Annotated in this window: 15 protein-coding genes and 1 pseudogene; 8 read left to right on the forward strand and 8 right to left on the reverse strand. The window is 45.8% G+C overall.

The features are described from left to right. Positions 1–72 precede the first annotated feature (72 nt). The 3 genes from ATB78_RS08690 (at position 73) to ATB78_RS08700 (ending at position 3,328) form a co-directional block, all read left to right on the forward strand. The gene (locus ATB78_RS08690; RefSeq protein WP_061008404.1) at positions 73–426 is read left to right on the forward strand and encodes a hypothetical protein; all 354 of its coding nucleotides are present in this window, start codon (positions 73–75) and stop codon (positions 424–426) included. Between the two features lie 121 nt (positions 427–547). Further along, positions 548–2,548, forward strand: a complete 2,001-nt coding sequence (locus tag ATB78_RS08695) for a methyl-accepting chemotaxis protein (protein ID WP_061008405.1) — start codon at positions 548–550, stop codon at positions 2,546–2,548. Positions 2,549–2,848: 300 nt separating this feature from the next. Continuing rightward, positions 2,849–3,328 carry a Dps family protein gene (locus ATB78_RS08700; RefSeq protein ID WP_005388254.1) on the forward strand — a complete coding sequence of 160 codons (480 nt, stop codon included), beginning with the start codon at positions 2,849–2,851 and terminating at the stop codon, positions 3,326–3,328. 109 nt (positions 3,329–3,437) lie between these two features. On the opposite strand, the gene ATB78_RS08705 is transcribed toward ATB78_RS08700, so the two are convergent. Further along, entirely contained in the window at positions 3,438–4,052 is a 615-nt protein-coding gene (locus tag ATB78_RS08705; protein ID WP_005388252.1) for an HAD family hydrolase, read from the reverse strand. A gap of 124 nt (positions 4,053–4,176) precedes the next feature. On the opposite strand from ATB78_RS08705, the pseudogene ATB78_RS08710 reads away from it, so the two are divergent. After that, positions 4,177–5,172 (forward strand): annotated as a pseudogene (locus ATB78_RS08710) (S66 peptidase family protein). A 28-nt stretch (positions 5,173–5,200) separates the two neighbouring features. On the opposite strand, the gene ATB78_RS08715 reads toward ATB78_RS08710, so the two are convergent. The 4 genes from ATB78_RS08715 to ATB78_RS29835 form a co-directional block, all read right to left on the reverse strand. Next, positions 5,201–6,277 carry a PQQ-dependent sugar dehydrogenase gene (locus tag ATB78_RS08715; protein ID WP_061008406.1) on the reverse strand — a complete coding sequence of 359 codons (1,077 nt, stop codon included), beginning with the start codon at positions 6,275–6,277 and terminating at the stop codon, positions 5,201–5,203. Between the two features lie 149 nt (positions 6,278–6,426). Continuing rightward, positions 6,427–7,575, reverse strand: coding sequence for an L-threonine dehydrogenase (gene yiaY / locus ATB78_RS08720; protein WP_005442614.1), 1,149 nt, complete (start codon positions 7,573–7,575; stop codon positions 6,427–6,429). A gap of 334 nt (positions 7,576–7,909) precedes the next feature. Further along, positions 7,910–8,560 (reverse strand): isoprenoid biosynthesis glyoxalase ElbB, encoded by a 651-nt coding sequence (elbB, locus tag ATB78_RS08725; protein WP_050938439.1) that lies wholly within the window; start codon positions 8,558–8,560, stop codon positions 7,910–7,912. 12 nt (positions 8,561–8,572) lie between these two features. Beyond that, positions 8,573–8,719, reverse strand: a complete 147-nt coding sequence (locus ATB78_RS29835) for a hypothetical protein (RefSeq protein WP_005453721.1) — start codon at positions 8,717–8,719, stop codon at positions 8,573–8,575. 129 nt (positions 8,720–8,848) lie between these two features. Between ATB78_RS29835 and yddG the strand changes: the two genes are divergently transcribed. After that, positions 8,849–9,751, forward strand: a complete 903-nt coding sequence (yddG, locus tag ATB78_RS08730) for an aromatic amino acid DMT transporter YddG (RefSeq protein ID WP_061008407.1) — start codon at positions 8,849–8,851, stop codon at positions 9,749–9,751. 358 nt (positions 9,752–10,109) lie between these two features. Here the strand turns inward: yddG and ATB78_RS08735 are convergent, their stop codons facing one another. Next, complete coding sequence (locus ATB78_RS08735; protein ID WP_009704718.1) at positions 10,110–11,003, reverse strand: cation diffusion facilitator family transporter; 894 nt, start codon at positions 11,001–11,003, stop codon at positions 10,110–10,112. Positions 11,004–11,177: 174 nt separating this feature from the next. Next, positions 11,178–12,056 carry a LysR family transcriptional regulator gene (locus tag ATB78_RS08740; protein WP_061008408.1) on the reverse strand — a complete coding sequence of 293 codons (879 nt, stop codon included), beginning with the start codon at positions 12,054–12,056 and terminating at the stop codon, positions 11,178–11,180. A 49-nt stretch (positions 12,057–12,105) separates the two neighbouring features. On the opposite strand from ATB78_RS08740, the gene ATB78_RS08745 reads away from it, so the two are divergent. Further along, on the forward strand, positions 12,106–12,804 hold the full coding sequence (locus tag ATB78_RS08745; RefSeq protein WP_061008409.1) for a class I SAM-dependent methyltransferase: 699 nt from the start codon (positions 12,106–12,108) through the stop codon (positions 12,802–12,804). A gap of 63 nt (positions 12,805–12,867) precedes the next feature. Here the strand turns inward: ATB78_RS08745 and ATB78_RS08750 are convergent, their stop codons facing one another. Next, positions 12,868–14,838, reverse strand: a complete 1,971-nt coding sequence (locus ATB78_RS08750) for an acetoacetate--CoA ligase (protein WP_061008410.1) — start codon at positions 14,836–14,838, stop codon at positions 12,868–12,870. 221 nt (positions 14,839–15,059) lie between these two features. Between ATB78_RS08750 and phhA the strand changes: the two genes are divergently transcribed. Both phhA and ATB78_RS08765 read left to right on the forward strand, forming a co-directional pair. Then, positions 15,060–15,854 (forward strand): phenylalanine 4-monooxygenase, encoded by a 795-nt coding sequence (gene phhA / locus ATB78_RS08760; protein ID WP_061008412.1) that lies wholly within the window; start codon positions 15,060–15,062, stop codon positions 15,852–15,854. Continuing rightward, complete coding sequence (locus ATB78_RS08765; protein ID WP_061008413.1) at positions 15,844–16,179, forward strand: 4a-hydroxytetrahydrobiopterin dehydratase; 336 nt, start codon at positions 15,844–15,846, stop codon at positions 16,177–16,179. Before phhA ends, ATB78_RS08765 begins: the two co-directional genes overlap by 11 nt. The last annotated feature ends 97 nt before the right edge of the window (positions 16,180–16,276 follow it).

The raw sequence follows: 16,276 nt of genomic DNA on the forward strand, positions 1-16,276 counted from the left end.
CTGTAGAAAAAACTTGGAAATTGAAAAAAGTATTCTTAGTTAGTTAAAGAGTGAGTCACAAGGAGGAGCGACATGTACCGTTATGTCAGTTCGCCAAAAGCATCGAAGTACATATTGCCACCACCACAGCATCGTGAGTTGTCGAGTATCGATGTGCCGGAGTCAGAACTAGAGATGCGTGAAATTCTGAACAATTGGTTTGCCGATGGATTGGCGCCCATCATTCAGAATGAAGACAATTACATTTCTGCTAATGAGCAGCAGCGCTTTGAGCAGCTCAGCCGTACGGTGGGCGTGCTACTGCGTAACAAAGATTACTACTTCGCCACCAAGCGGATTCTTTCGTTGTGGGAGCAAGACTGCTTAGAAACCACTTACGTTAATTATCTGATTTTACGTAGTGAGCGCATACCATACTTCGAATAAGTCCCATTTCTTAGCTTGAAATAGTCGTTTACATGGTTTTCTTAGTAACTTTTGATACCTGTATTTAACATTTTTGTAAACATCGTTATATTTAAGGCTCATCGTTGTCAGGAGTTTATGGATGAACCTTACGATATCAGGGAAGTTGCAGCTCAGTTTTGTGCTGCTAGCCGTACTTTTTATGGCATCAGCGGTATTCACGTATCGCAACGTCACCACCGTAGAGCAATACGCCTCTTCGCTACTTAAATCCGATTTACCGACCGTCGACACCAGTCGCGGTATCCAACAGTCCGTTCAAGCGTCGCTGTCTTCTATTCGAGCCTACATGTTGCTAGGTGGCGATGAAGAGGCGAGCGCCCGTCTGAGTGGGGACGTGCGTAATATCATGGCGTCAACAGACGAGTCGCTTCCGACGTTGCAGGCTTTGATCTCTGAACAGGATTTTCAAGCGATCCAAAGCCAGTGGGACGCGGTAAAAGTCTCTTTAAACAAGTTGATTGAACTCAGCCACAGTGACGAGAACTTGCCCGCGCACAACCTCTTTATTAACGAAGCGGCACCCATTGCAGAAGTTGCACTTGATCAGCTTCAAAGCTTAATCAATGAAGAGTCAGGAAACCCATTTGGTGGAGACAGAAAACGTCTGTTTAAAGTCTACGCCGACAGTTATACCTCCCTCGCCAATGCACTGTCTGCTTTGCGAGATTTCCTGTTGTACGGCCAGCAAGATCATCTGGACAAATACCACGACTTGATTAAGTACCACAATCAGTCTGTCGCGGAAATCGACAGTAAACTCGACAGACTAACTGATAACGACCAATCATTGTGGTCACTGTTTAAGGAAATGCAGCAACTGTACTTTCCTTTAGCAGAGCAGGTGATTGCATTGCGTCAATCGCCAGAATGGAACGAATCAAACTTGTTAATGGCGAATGAACTGTTGCCAGCAGCGGATGCACTAGACCAAAGCTTAGAAACGATCGTATTGGCTCAGCAAAGTCGTGCAGATCAAAGTGGGCAGGGTATTAATCAGTCGATCAAGAACGTACTCACCACTATGTTGATTGCTGCGGCATTGGTTTTGTTTGCCGCAGTAGCGATTTCAAAATACATGGGCAATACCATTGGTCGCCGCGTGAAAAACTTATCGGAGCGAGCCAAGACGATCGCTTCAGGAGATGTTTCTCAGCCTCCGTTAACTGTTGTTGGGAAAGATGAATTGGCAGACCTTACCGATTCGATTAACCGCATGAACCAATCGTTAGCGAGCATCGTGGCAGGGGTGAGTGAGAAAGCGCACCAAGTGGATACCAGCATGGGGGCTTTATTGGAATCGGCGCAAGTCACTTCATCGAATGTTGAACAGCAACAGACCAGCATTGTTGAAATGGGAAGCCAATTGGATGAAATCGCTTTAGCCGCGCGTAACACCCTAGATCAAGCCAATCAATCAGTACAGAAGCTTTCTGATTCAAAAGGCGAGATTGAACAAGGTCGTGATGCTTTAGAGCAAAACAAAGTCACCATGGAAAGCTTGCACGGCAGCATTGAAACCGCGAGTACGCAAGTGACACAGCTAAGCAAAGAGAGCGAAGCCATTGGCCGAGTTACTGAAGTGATTGAAGGCTTGGCAGAGCAAACCAATTTATTGGCATTGAATGCGGCGATAGAAGCGGCGCGTGCGGGTGATCAAGGACGAGGTTTTGCGGTCGTGGCAGACGAAGTACGTATGTTAGCGACGCGCACTACTCAATCGACGACAGAAATCAACGGCATCATCAATGCGATTCAACGCTCGACCAATTCGGTGGTTGAGGAGATTGAACACAGTCAATCACTTGCGGAGCAGGGTGCTGAGCACATTGAAAAAGCGGTAACTCGTTTGCTCGTCACGACCGAGCAAATTGGTTCTTTGAATGAACAAATGGCAGAGCTTGCGGCAGCGGCAGAGCAGCAATCTCATGCGACCAATTCGATAACTGGATTGATGTCCGGTATTACTCAATCAGTGGATGAGGTTTCGAATAACAGCCAACGCGCATCAGAGACATCATTGCAAGTAAAAGAGCAAGTTACCGAGCTGAATCAACAGATGGCAACTTTTAAAACGGCGTAGATAAGGTTTACGTCTGTTCATCGACTTTTGAACGTTAACCAAATAGTAAAAAAGCCCCAATTCTTTTTACACAAAAAGGGTTGGGGCTTTTTGTTGGATGATACGCCGATATTCGTCTACTTGCTCATTGGATTTAGCTATTTAAATCATAGTTAAAACCAAATTTTCTTCACCGAGCCGGAGTCGTAATATGACTCCATCGGCAGCAAATACTGCAAAAGAATTTTTAAACTTTATACCAATCCCGGTAAGAGAATCGTTCGTTACTACGATTGGTATCATCCTTCTAGGAGCAAGATTATGAACAAACAAGTAAGCCTAATTGGTCTAGACAGCGAACAATCAGCACAACTAGCTCAACAGCTAAATCAACTGCTAGCGCATTACCAAGTGTTGTACATGAACTCTCGCGGTTACCACTGGAACATTAAAGGTGCGCAATTCTTCGAACTGCACGTAAAATTTGAAGAGATTTACACTGATCTACAAACAAAAATCGATGAGCTTGCAGAGCGTATTCTAACTTTGGGTCATACGCCAGCGCACGCATTCAGCAACTACTTGGAAGCAAGTGAAATTAAAGAACATCAAAACGCGACTTCTGGTGAGGAGTGTGTACAAGGTCTGGTTCAAGGCTTTAGCGTTCTACTTCTAAAACAGCGTGAGATTCTACAAAACGCGGGTGAAGCAGATGACGAAGGTACAGCGGCATTGATGGGTGACTACATCCGTGAGCAAGAAAAATTAATGTGGATGCTTAACGCTTACCTACAAGGCTAAGCAGCGCATCGCCCAAGCAATCCTTGGGAACGCATGAAACAATCGGGAATAAGTCATAAGGGGCACGTTGGTGCCCCCTTTTTTTGTTTGCGTATTTTATATGTGTGCTTTATTTGCGTGGTAAGGATTCGAAACGGCTCAATAAATCACTGAGTTCATTAAGCGCCAACGAGGCTGAGTCATTGAAGGTTTCTTGATTACCATGATGCACAAGACAAGACGGCATCTGAGCGTTATACGCTGCCTGTAAGTCGTAAAGGTAATCGCCGACATAAAGCACTTCGTCCGGCATCAAACGCCACTCTTTCGCTAATACCTGCAGAGACAAAGGGTCTGGCTTGGGCGGGAAGCATTCACGAGTGATGACTCGTTCCACTGAGATTTGGTTGTGTTCTAGTTTGCGCTGCGTGGCGATTTGACAGTTGCGCGTCACGATAGCGGTTTTGATTTCATTTTGATGCAAGTGGGCGAGCAATTCATGGCAGCCAATCATTGGAGCAGACTGCTCAGCATCAGAAATCTCGTAATCAAATATCACGTTATGAGCGTGCTCTCGATGATGAGGATGCTCAAGTGCGTCGACAAAATCCAATAGATCTTCACTCTGCGGACAACCTAGCTGTTGTCGCAATTCGCCGAAGTTCATATCAGAACTCACCAAGGTGTTGTCTAAATCAAACACCACGGCTTTAATTTTATCGAGCTGTAAAGGGAATGGAATCATAATGACCTCGTACAACTTAACCGAACTATCGTTTTAAAAAACAAAAGGTTATTGTTAAGTTTAGATTCTTCTGCTTAGATTGTACGAAAATAAATCAACCATGTATCACAAAACAAGGACGCGCATGATCATTCCTAAACCATTACAAAAAGGCGACACCATCGGCTTTTTCTCGCCATCCTCCCCAGCCACGGTATTTGCACCAGCGCGTTTTGAGCGTGCCAAAGCGTACGTGTAATCTCATGGTTACCAGCTAAAAGCAGGCAGCTTAACGGGCAAAACTGACCAATACCGCTCGGGTTCGATTCAAGATCGAGTAGAAGAATTGAATGCGCTGATTCGTGACCCTGAAGTGCGCTGTATTATGTCGACCATAGGTGGTTCCAACAGTAACTCATTGCTACCTTACATTGATTTTGAGGCATTGAAGAAAGATCCCAAGATCATTGTTGGCTATTCGGATGTGACAGCTTTGCTTATGGGCATTTACGCACAAACCGGCATCGTCACTTTCTATGGTCCTGCTTTGGTGGCATCTCTGGGTGAATTCCCGCCACTGGTGGACGAGACCTTCGCTTCGTTCGAATCGATTGTGAATACGTTAGATAGCTTGGCGCATCAATACACAATGCCTCAAGGGTGGACAGATGAATGGATAGAGTGGGGCGAGCAAGACCGCGCGAAACAGACCTTGCAAAACCAGTGGCACTTCAAAGGTGAAGGCAAGATCACAGGGCGTTTGATTGGTGGCAACCTCAATACCATGACGGGTATTTGGGCAAGTAAGTTTATGCCGAGTATCGAACAAGGCGATATTTTGCTAGTGGAAGATTGTTTGCAGGGCATTGAAACGGTCGAACGCTCTTTTGCGCTGCTCAAACTATCCGGTGTGTTTGAAAAAGTTGGTGCAGTTGTTCTTGGCAAGCATGAAAAGTTTAACGATAAAGGCACAGGCCGTGCACTTATAGACGTGTTATTAGAAGTACTTAACGGTCAACCACTGCCAATTTTGTATGACTTTGATAGCTGTCATACCCACCCAATGCTCACCGTTCCATTGGGCTCGACCATGACGCTCGACTTTGACAATGAAACGGTGGCATTGAGTTTAAAGAGCTAGCTTTGTCTGACTAGCTCTTAAGAGAAAACTATTTCTCCTCAAGACGAAATATTTTGCCGCTGTCGGTAGAAAAATAGATATAGCCATCGGGGCTGATGGTTATATCTCTTACTCGCTCACCAAGATTCTCCATCAATCTCTTTGATTCGGTGAGCTTGCCATTCTCAATAGAGACCACGTTGATGTGCGCCAGTTTCAATGCACCAGCGAGGATTTTTCCGTCCAACTCTGGGTATTTATCGCCACGGTACAAAATCATATTGCTGGGTGCGATAGAAGGGATGTACACCAACTTTGGATCTTCCATTCCCGGTAACGACTTAGCTTCGCCGACGTCCAACGGTCCCCAATATTCTTTACCATGAGAGACTTGCGCCCAGCCGTAGTTTGCGCCTTTCTTGATCAGATTAATTTCATCGCCGCCGCGTGGTCCATGTTCAATCGACCACAGCTGTTTTGTTGCTTCGTCGTAGAACATGCCTTGTGGGTTGCGGTGCCCGTAACTCCATATCTCAGGACGAGCTTCGGAAGGTTTGAATGGGTTGTCTTGCGGAACCGAACCATCAAGGTTAAGGCGTAGAATACTGCCAGCATGGGTTTGAGTGTCTTGCCCATTATCACGTTCGCCACGGTCACCGATTGAGAAGTAAACTTTGTCGTCAATAAATGAAATTCGACTGCCGTAGTGGCGACCTGTATCGGTGAAGGCATCAGCAACAAAGAGATCTTTCCAACCTACAAGCTGATTGTTTTGCAATTGCGCCGTCGCTAACGCCACCGTATTGCCTTTGCTCGTACGCTTGCTGTAGGTAAAGAAGAGTTGCGGGTTTTGCTTATCGGCATTCGGTGTGAGCGCAACATCCAATAAGCCGGCTTGTCCACTGGTGTTCACATCGGGGACGTTAAACAGCTTTTGAGGTTTGCCTGATTTGATATCCAGCAGCGAAACCGTACCGTTCTTTTCATTGACGATAACGCGTTGGTTGTCTAAGAACTCGATTCCCCAAGGGATCTGAAATCCATTCGCCACTTCGTTAGCGCGGTATTCGGCAGCGTTGGCAGAAAAGGATAAACAAGCGAGTAGGGCAGCAGCAATCGTTCTCATGGTTCCTTCCAATATGAATCGTATTAATGCTTAAAAGCTAACACTAAAAGAGAACGTTTTGCAGAGCATGGATTGTATAAGAATGTAAAAAATCCCCGATACGAGATCGGGGATTGAATTAAGGCTAGAGAATTGTTTATGTAGCGAGATTACATCGCTTCTTCGAAGATCTTAGAGATTTCTTCGTGAGTTGCTTGTTTAGGGTTAGTGAAACCACAAGCGTCTTTCAGTGCGTTGTCTGCTAGCGTTGGGATGTCTTCTAGTTTCGCACCAAGCTCTTTAATACCTGCTGGGATACCCACATCTTTCGCTAGAGTAACGATAGCGTCGATTGCTGCCGCTGCACCTGCTTCAGCAGACATGCCTTCTACGTTTACGCCCATTGCTTTCGCTACATCACGTAGACGCTCAGGACATACTTGCGCGTTGTAGCGCTGTACGTGAGGTAGAAGAATCGCGTTACAAACACCGTGTGGAAGGTCGTAGAAACCACCTAGTTGGTGTGCCATTGCGTGTACGTAACCTAGAGACGCGTTGTTGAACGCCATACCCGCCATGAACTGTGCGTATGCCATTTGTTCACGAGCTTCTAGATCTTCACCGTTTTTCACTGCTGTGCGTAGGTAAGCTTGGATAAGCTCAATCGCTTTGATTGCTACCGCATCAGTGATTGGTGTTGCCGCGATAGATACGTAAGCTTCAATCGCGTGAGTTAGGGCATCCATACCTGTTGCCGCAGTTAGCGAAGCAGGTTTAGCTAGCATTAGCTCTGGATCGTTTACAGAGATAAGCGGTGTTGTGTGCTTATCAACGATAGCCATCTTGATGTGACGCTCTTCGTCAGTGATGATGCAGAAACGCGTCATTTCAGATGCAGTACCCGCAGTCGTGTTGATTGCGATAAGTGGCATCATTGGTTTTGCAGATTGGTCTACGCCCTCGTAATCTGCGATTTTGCCGCCGTTAGAAGCAACAAGCGCGATACCTTTCGCACAGTCGTGTGGTGAACCGCCACCTAGAGAGATAACGAAGTCACATTCGTTATCTGTAAGAAGTGCCAAGCCGTCGTTAACGTTGCTGATAGTAGGGTTTGGTTGAGTGCCATCGAACACAACAGTTGCTACGTCGCGTTCTGTTAGTAGATCTTGAACCTGCTTTACTACACCGATTTGGTTAAGAATCTTATCCGTAACAATCAAACCTTTTTTAAAGCCTTGAGATTGGATGCTGTCTGCTGCGTCTTTCAGACAACCAGCGCCCATTAGGTTTACGGTAGGGATAAAAAATGCACTTGTCATATTGGATTGCTCCGTCGTTATTTTTAATAATCTTTCTTAATCTGTCATTTACTCTTGCATACCCCGTTCTTGATTTAGATTGATCTAGGACAAGTTTAACCCCTTAGGGGTATCTTGAGGGCTGAAAGTGTGATGACAGTCTTGTTGCACAGTGAGATGGTGCAACACCTACTTAACGTAGCTGAAATATCTCATTTATCACGCAAACGATTGGCAAAAATAACAAGATTCGTACGGTTTATCTCTCAATTCGACTAAAGTATAAAAAATCCCCATTAATATGTAGTCTATCAATGGGGATTCGTATGGTATGTTTTAAGCAAACGTTTTCGATTTAGGCGATTTTAACTAACTTATCTACTAGTTTTTCAATGCCTGACGCGGCTTGGGAGATATTCTCCGCTAACATATAAGCTGGTGTTGAAAGCACGTTGTGTTTTTCATCGAAATGGATTTCATCCACCTGACAATTGACATGCTCGCCCCCCATATGACCGAATGCTGCAGCAGTGGCTTCATCGTTACCAATGGTGCCTTTTACACCTCGATCGTAAATCATAGGGATAATGGTTGGTGCGATGCATAAATAACCTGCAGGTTTGCCCGCTTGAGCGAACGCACGACACGCTTGGGCGACGTGAGTATTAATCGAACACTCTGCGCCTGAGACGGCGAAGTCGGTTAAGTTTTTCGCGGCACCAAATCCACCTGGAAGTAGTAGGGCATCGTATTCGTCAACGTTAAGCTTGGCGACATCGTCAATGTTACCGCGAGCGATACGGGCTGATTCGATCAAGACGTTGCGTGTTTCATCCATTTCATCACCAGTTAGGTGATTGATGACGTGGAGTTGGTCAATGTTAGGTGCAAAGCAGTGCCAAGTTGCGCCTGCTTTCTCGATGGCGTAGAGCGCCAATACGGCTTCGTGGATCTCAGAACCGTCGTAAACGCCTGAACCACTTAAAATGACTGCGACTTTTTTCATGATTGGATTCCTTTACTCTGAACGTTCCTTAGATTGTTCTTCACTATCTAGACCATGCGTTTCCGAATGTGTTTCAACGTTTTCACTTTCGTCGTCTTCCTCATAGTAGCGCACAACAAACGGTGTCAGCATGACACTCGAAGGCAGAAAATGTTTCATATCGACTCCAACCGCTTAATAGAGTGGCTTTTATACCGATTTTGGAAAAAGAGTACGTTGAAGCGGATCATTTTTGAGTTAAGCTGCAGTTTCCTTTGGCATTCATGAGCAGTAGGTCACATAGATAACATGCAATCCTATCAGTTTCGTTTCACCCTTTATGGTTGTATCGCCATTCTCTCTTGGAGCTGTTTGCTAGGCATCGCGAGATTGGTGACAGAAAGTTTAGGGCCCGTGGGCGGATCAGCCATGCTGTATTCTCTGAGCTCCATTTTTCTGTTGATTGTGGTTGGTATCCCAAAACTGTCGTATTTCTCACCCAAGTATTTAGTTCTCGGTGGGGCGATGTTTGTCTGCTACGAGATCTTCCTCGCGTTGGCATTGGGCTACTCCAATTCTCGTTCTCAGGCGATTGAAGTTTCGATCGTCAATTATCTATGGCCTGCACTAACCGTGTTGTTTGCGATATTGGGCAGTAACAAAAAGCCGAACTGGTTACTGTACCCGGCAGTTATGTTGGCATTCATTGGTGTCGCTTGGACGGTCAGTGGTGATAGCGGCTTATCACCGACGCAGTTAATGGTGAACATCAGTAGCAATCCGATTGTTTACTTCATGGCATTTGCAGGCGCAGTCATCTGGGCTGTGTATTGCAATCTGACTCAAAGACAACAATCGAAGCACAACGCGATTACTTTGTTCTTTATCGCGACAGCCATCTCTTTGTGGATCAAATACGCCTTTACTGATGAGCCGCCAATGGCATTCAGTTGGGAAGCGATGGGGTACTTAGTGGCGTCTGCCGCTTTAATGGCGGGTGGTTACGGATTATGGAATATCGCGATTGTTGGCGGCAATATGGTGTTTCTCGCAACCTTGTCTTACTTTACGCCGATTTTCTCTGCTCTGTTTTCTTCTATTATTCTAGGCGTCACTCTAAGCCACAGCTTCTGGCAAGGGGTCGTAATGGTAACGGTTGGTTCGTTGATGTGTTGGCTCGTCACCAAAGAGAAGCGCGAAGCGGCTGGATAAGCTTTCTGTAGGAGAGGGTAAGTTCACAAGCCACAGTTCAATGTACCAACCCCTCCTAACCTCCCCTTGTATTTGGCATCCAAGCTTTCAACACCCCGAGCCAAAGGGGAGGGGCTAGTCCTGCATCCGAGGTTAGTCCAGTGCCCACTATGAGCATTCGCAGGGGCAGCCGAAAAGCGACTAGCTGAAGTTAGCAAAGAATAGCTCTCCTCCTTAATCGCCGTATTCAAATGCGAAGCAACTCAAGTCAATAAAAGGGGGAGTTGGAGGGGGTTGTAAGTGCATCAGTCGAAGAAATGCAAAAAGCTCCCGAGATTGGGAGCTTTTCTTTCGAGTTCTAATGATTCTTGGTGGCGCTCTAATACGCGACGTTCAATTGTAATTGAAGCTTGAATCTGTGCTTCGATAGTCGCTTAGTAAGCTGCTTACGAGTGTGCTCTAGCGTATCAAGCTCTAGTGTGTCGTCATCCACATGCACGTCCACATTTACTCGCAGTTCTTGACCTACTTTAGTTACGCCAGCCAGTTTCAATTGGTGCTCAGTTACCTTTTCAATCTCAAGAACGTCTTTACCAACGCTCTGACATAGTTCTTTGCTAGGTGTCATCATTAGCAGTTCACGTAGGGCACCAACTAGCATATCAAACGGTACTTTAAGGAAGTAGAAGCCCATCAACACCATCATCATAGGGTCTGCATAGACCGCGTAGTGTGCATAAGGTGTTAGTGATACTAACCATGCAGCGATAAAACCAAGAGTTACTGCAACACTAAGTAGCGTGTCCATTTGCCATTGTTTTTTCTCGGCTTCGATTAAACCTGATGAAAAACGACGGCTTTTCTTCGCCATAAACCACCAAGCGTAACCACAACCAACGACGTTAACGACACCGAAGATGGTTGCGATGGAAGCGTCTACCTCACGACCACCTGTCATCAACGCAGTTACCGCAGAGAATAATGAGAAAGCAACAACAACTAAAATAACGGCTGCTTTGATAGCGATAACGATAGGTTCAAGTACAGCTTTGCCGAAAGGAAAAATAGATTTTGATGGCTTGCTGATGTAGTAAGAAGCTGCCAGTGACAATAAAGTTAACAGCAGACTGACTAGAGAATAAACACCGTCAAATACGATGACGATCGACCCAACAAGCAAGCCAAGTACCATCCCTCCGACTGCAAACCCAGATGCTAAAAGGGCTGAGAAGGTTAAGATACGGTTTTCGTTTTTGCTTGTCCTGTCACACATAAAAGATGCCTTAAATTATTACACCCTTACATTCTTCTCCTTGGGGCAAATTTAAGCAAATGAAAACTGTGTGACATTTAATCGATATAAGATGGTTTTTTGGTTGTTTTCTTATTATTCAATGGCTTATTTTTAATTTGCTCTGTCAAAATAATTGACGCTCAGTGAAGGTGTTTAGAAATCGAATAAATACTCGCTGAGTTTATCAGCCAGCCAACTCATCGCAGGGTGTTCTGTTTGCCCGTTTGGCATGAACATACAGTAGTCCTCTTGCGTCAAGCCATAGGTGTGTTTGATCACCGCTAGCTTTTGATGCCGCAAGTAATGCCGTATTAGAGGCTCTGGTAATACGCCCCATGCATCTTCTTCCAAAATGGTGTTTAGCATGTAGTCAAAGCTGGAGAAGCCAATGTATCGAGTAGAAAAGGGCTGCAGCTCTGGGTTGTCTTTCTCATTCAAATACACCATCAAGGCTTGCATCTGGTTACGCAAATCTTCATCGGTTACGCGACGCATTTTACTGAGTTGGTGATCGAAGCTACAGACCGACATCATACGAATCTTGCCTAGTGGGTTGTAGACTAGATGTGGATCGTCGACACGTTCGTAATCAACACCAAAAGCAAAGTCGACCTGTTGGGTACTTACTAAGTTGGCTAAGTCGCCACTAGACGCTAGGATCAAGTTGAATGTCGTTGAGGGGAAGCGGTTATTAAGCGTATGAGAGAGCTCTTGCCACAGTTCATCTGGTAGAGAGTCGTCACGTGCCACCCAGACTTCAGCGTTGAAACCGTCGGATACTTGAGCGCAGGTCTTTTTGATTCGCTGTGCGGTTACAAGCAGGTTTTCACAGTCTTTAAAGATCGCTTTCCCTGCTTCCGAGAGTGTTAACTGATTGCCAGTACGAGTGAATAACTCGACGTCTAGGTCTTTCTCAAGTGCCTTAATTGCCATACTCAGCTTAGTACGATTGCAATCGAGTTGACGCGCAGCCTCCGAGACGGAGCCATACTCGGCAATGGTACAAAAGGCTTCAACTTGCGATAAGTTCATGATTAAAAAAGACCTAAACTGAAATGATGAGAATCGATAGCGTAGACGAATGAACGTATTGACGCCTAGAAAGATTATCGAAAAAAACACGGATTCGCCAGATAAGTCTATGGTGTTTTGGCGTTTTTGCGGTAATCTATGGGGGTTACAAGAAGTGAACATGGAGGCCACGATGGCACAAGATTGGGACGGCTTAGCAAAGAATTGGGAATCTAACCCAGCAACAGATCAATTTGCTCAGTCGGTGTTTGCACAGTTACAACAGCTTACTCAGCTTGATGGCATTAAAGTATTGGATTTTGGATGTGGGACAGGGCAGTTAAGCCGACTATTGTCGCCATCCGCAAAAGAGATTGTGGCGCTGGATGCATCTGAAGCCATGATTGAAGAGCTTGATAAGAAAGAGCTAGAGAATGTAGAACCGGTTGTTGACGCATTGACGCGTGGTCTAGTCGCTCAGCACCCAGCATTCCGTGGTCAGTTTGACCTAGTCGTTGCTTCTTCAGTTCTGGCTTTTATCGAAGACTACGAAACGTCTCTAGAGATTGCTCACTCGTTACTAAACGCTGGTGGTCACTTCGTGCATTTTGACTGGATCGCAGATTCAGCAAAAGAAGGCTTCACGCTAGCGAAATCAGAAAACGCACTTATCAAAGCCGGCTTTACTGAGGTAGAAACGAAGAAGGTCTTCGAAATCACATCAGACGGTCACACAATGTCAGTGTTAATGGGCGTAGGTCGCCGTTAATCCCCGACAAAGAACATAAGAAAAGCGAGCTATTTAGCTCGCTTTTTTGTTTTCTTTGATTCGCTAGGCAAAGGTGAGCTGTCGAATTTCCTTTAAAACGTCTGGATTCGCAATCGCACCTAAGTTCTCGACTTCCTTACCATTTATGACTTGTTTGACCGCAAGTTCGACCAACTTTCCTGAGCGTGTTTTAGGAATGTCGCTGATGGCGAAGATTTGGCTTGGCACGTGCCTTGGTGAGCAGGACGTTTTGAGACGTGACTTAATCTCTGCTACTAACCTGTCATCTAAAGTGACACCAGAAGCGGTCTGAACAAACAGCCAAATTTGTTCGTTTCGCTCGATCTCTTTACCAACGGCAATGGAATCGACGATACCTTCTATGACGTTTACCTGCTGATAAATCTCCGCTGTGCCGATGCGCACACCGCCAGGATTCAACAATGCATCGCTACGACCGTAGAAAACAAATCCACCTTTGGCGCTGCGTTCGACATCGTCACCGTGATGCCAGATATCATCGAACTTGTCCCAGTAAGCGTTGTGGTAGCGCTCGCCAGTATCATTCCAAAAGCCGACAGGAAAGTTGGGCATGGAGTTGGTGCAGACGAGCTCACCACGTTGTTCACTCACGCTTTGACCTTGCGAGTCGAACACTTGAACATCAATACCCAAACCAGCGTACTGACATTCACCACGATAAACAGGCGAGATAGGGTTGCCTAATACAAAGCAGCCACAGATGTCTGTTCCGCCTGAAATAGAAGCCAAGTGCAGATCTTGCTTGATGTGTTGATACACGTAATCAAACTGCTCTGGATAAAGCACTGAGCCCGTAGAGCACAAAGTTCTTAAAGCAGGGAGAGAGTAATCTTGGATTGGCGACAGTCCGGCTTTTTCTATCGCCTCTAGGTACTTGGCGGCAGTACCAAAGAGACTCACCTCGGCGCGCTGAGCTAAATCCCACAACACATTGGGTGTTGGGTGAACTGGGCTGCCATCGAAAATCACCAAGCATGCGCCACTCGCGAGAGCAGATACGTGCCAGTTCCACATCATCCAACCACAAGTTGTGTAGTAAAAGACGCGGTCTTTAGGCTGAATATCTGAATGAAGTTGATGTTCTTTAAGATGATTAAGAATCGTACCGCCAACAGAATGCACGATGCACTTAGGCTTGCCCGTCGTGCCAGAGGAATAAAGCACAAACAGCGGACTATTGAATTCCACGCGAGTGTAATGCAACGGAGCTGGGGAATACTGATTAATGATGTTTTGCCAATCGTGAGTACAAACATCGCATTCGAACACATGCGGTTTGAGGTAACCGATCTGGCACACTTGTTTCAGTCCATCGAGATGATCCGCGATGTGGTGGTTCTTCTCCGACATATCGAAGGTTTTTCCATTAAAGGTATAACCATCGCAGGTAAAGAGAACCTTTGGCTTCACTTGCCCGAAGCGCTCAATAACGCTTTCTACGCCAAAATCAGGGGAGGTGGATGTCCAAGTCGCGCCTAAGCTGGTGGTGGCTAGCATTGCAATAACGGTTTGTGGCATATGTGGTAGATAGCCTGCAACCACATCACCTTGCTTGATGCCACATTCGACTAACCATTGCTGAACGCTCGAGACTTCGTCACAAAGCTGTTTCCATGTGTAAATCTGTTTGTCACCGCGCTCGTTTTCAAACCAAATTGCCAGCTCATCCGCTTGTTGCTCTGCCAAACTGAGCAGGTTCTCTGTGTAGTTAACTTGAGCTTGAGGGAACCACACGGCATCTCGATTTTGCATTGGTGATTGCCAACGGCTTTCACTTTGTGCTTTAACGGTATCGCCTTGCGTGCCAATTAGGTCGCAAAATTGCCAAACCTCTTTCCAGAAATGCTCGTTATGCTCCAAAGACCATTGGTGCAAATCAGAGTAGTTTTTGAGCTCGAAACCCTGCCGATTAATGTGCTCGATAAACTGCGTGATATTGGCTTGCTCGATTCGATCTTCCGTCGGCTGCCAGACTTTGTTGCTCTCGCGCATAGCTCCCTCTATAACAAAGTTTTAACGTTTTCAGTCTGAGGTGAACCAGAAATAAAGTCAAACTCGTTGGAGAAACTGGCTCCTTATGTATATCAATGTGTTAGGGGTTGATGTAAAGAAAATGTTACACCTGAATTTTGAGTGGAAAATGGTCAGGGGATTGGAAGGACAAAAGAGTGTAGATAGGCTTAATGTAAAGGATTTGTTAATGGAGATGTGCAATGACTCAGTATCATTCAAAACCCGTCGATCAGGATGGAAGGGTAGAATGGAGCCATGAAGAGGATGCCATTTGGCGCGACTTGGTAACAAGACAAATGAGCGTGATTCAAGACCGTGCGTGCAACGCTTATCTGCATGGACTCAAGCTACTCGATTTACCTCATGACCGCGTGCCACAACTGCCCGAAATCAATCGTGTCTTGATTGAAACAACGGGCTGGCAAGTGGAGCCAGTCCCCGCGTTGATCGACTTTGATCGTTTCTTCAATTTGCTTGGCAATAAACGCTTCCCTGTTGCGACATTCTTGAGAACGCGAGAAGAGTTTGATTACCTACAAGAGCCAGATTTCTTCCATGAGATTTTTGGTCATTGCGCCATGCTCACCAACCCTGATTTTGCCGCCTTTACCGAGCACTACGGACAACTTGGACAAGCCGCGACACCGAAGCAGCGAGGGTACCTTGCGCGTCTATATTGGTTTACAGTCGAGTTCGGCTTGGTTCAAGAGGGTAACAAAACAAAGATCTACGGTGGCGGCATCCTTTCATCTCCGGGAGAATCCATCTATTCATTGGAAAGCGACATCGCGATTAGAGACGAATTCGACCTACAAACTGTACTAAGGACCCCTTATCGCATCGACATCATGCAGCCGAAATACTACGTGATTGAAGATTTGTCCCAGCTTTTCCAAATTAGCCAACTGAATTTATTGAAACAAGCCGATCTAGCGATTGAAGCCGGATTGCTTCCACCACTTTTTGAACCAAAGGAACCTGCTCATGTTGAATGAACAAAAATGCGAAGCTTGTAGTATCGATGCCATTGCACTTAGTAAAGAGGAACAACAGTCTTTGCTGCTGCAATTATCTGATTGGCAGATCATTGAGAGAGATGAGATTCCTCAACTTGAGAAGGTCTACAAGTTTAAGAACTTCAAGCAAGCGTGGGCGTTTAGCAACAAGATTGCCGAGCTTGCAGAAGATGAATTCCATCACCCATCTATCTTGCTAGAGTGGGGCAAAGTGACCATCACTTGGTGGAGCCACTCTATTAAAGGTCTGCATAAGAACGACTTTATCTGTGCTTCGAAGTGCGATGCATTGGCGATTGAATAATAGAGCTGAGTGATTATGTTCACTCGTTATAAACAAAAAGCGCCCGGACTGAAGTTCGGGCGCTTTACTTTTAATTTTTTCTCTTGAAGAGCGAGTT

The sequence above is a fragment of the Vibrio sp. CUB2 genome (assembly GCF_001557945.1).
GTDB classification, from domain to species: Bacteria; Pseudomonadota; Gammaproteobacteria; order Enterobacterales; family Vibrionaceae; genus Vibrio; species Vibrio owensii.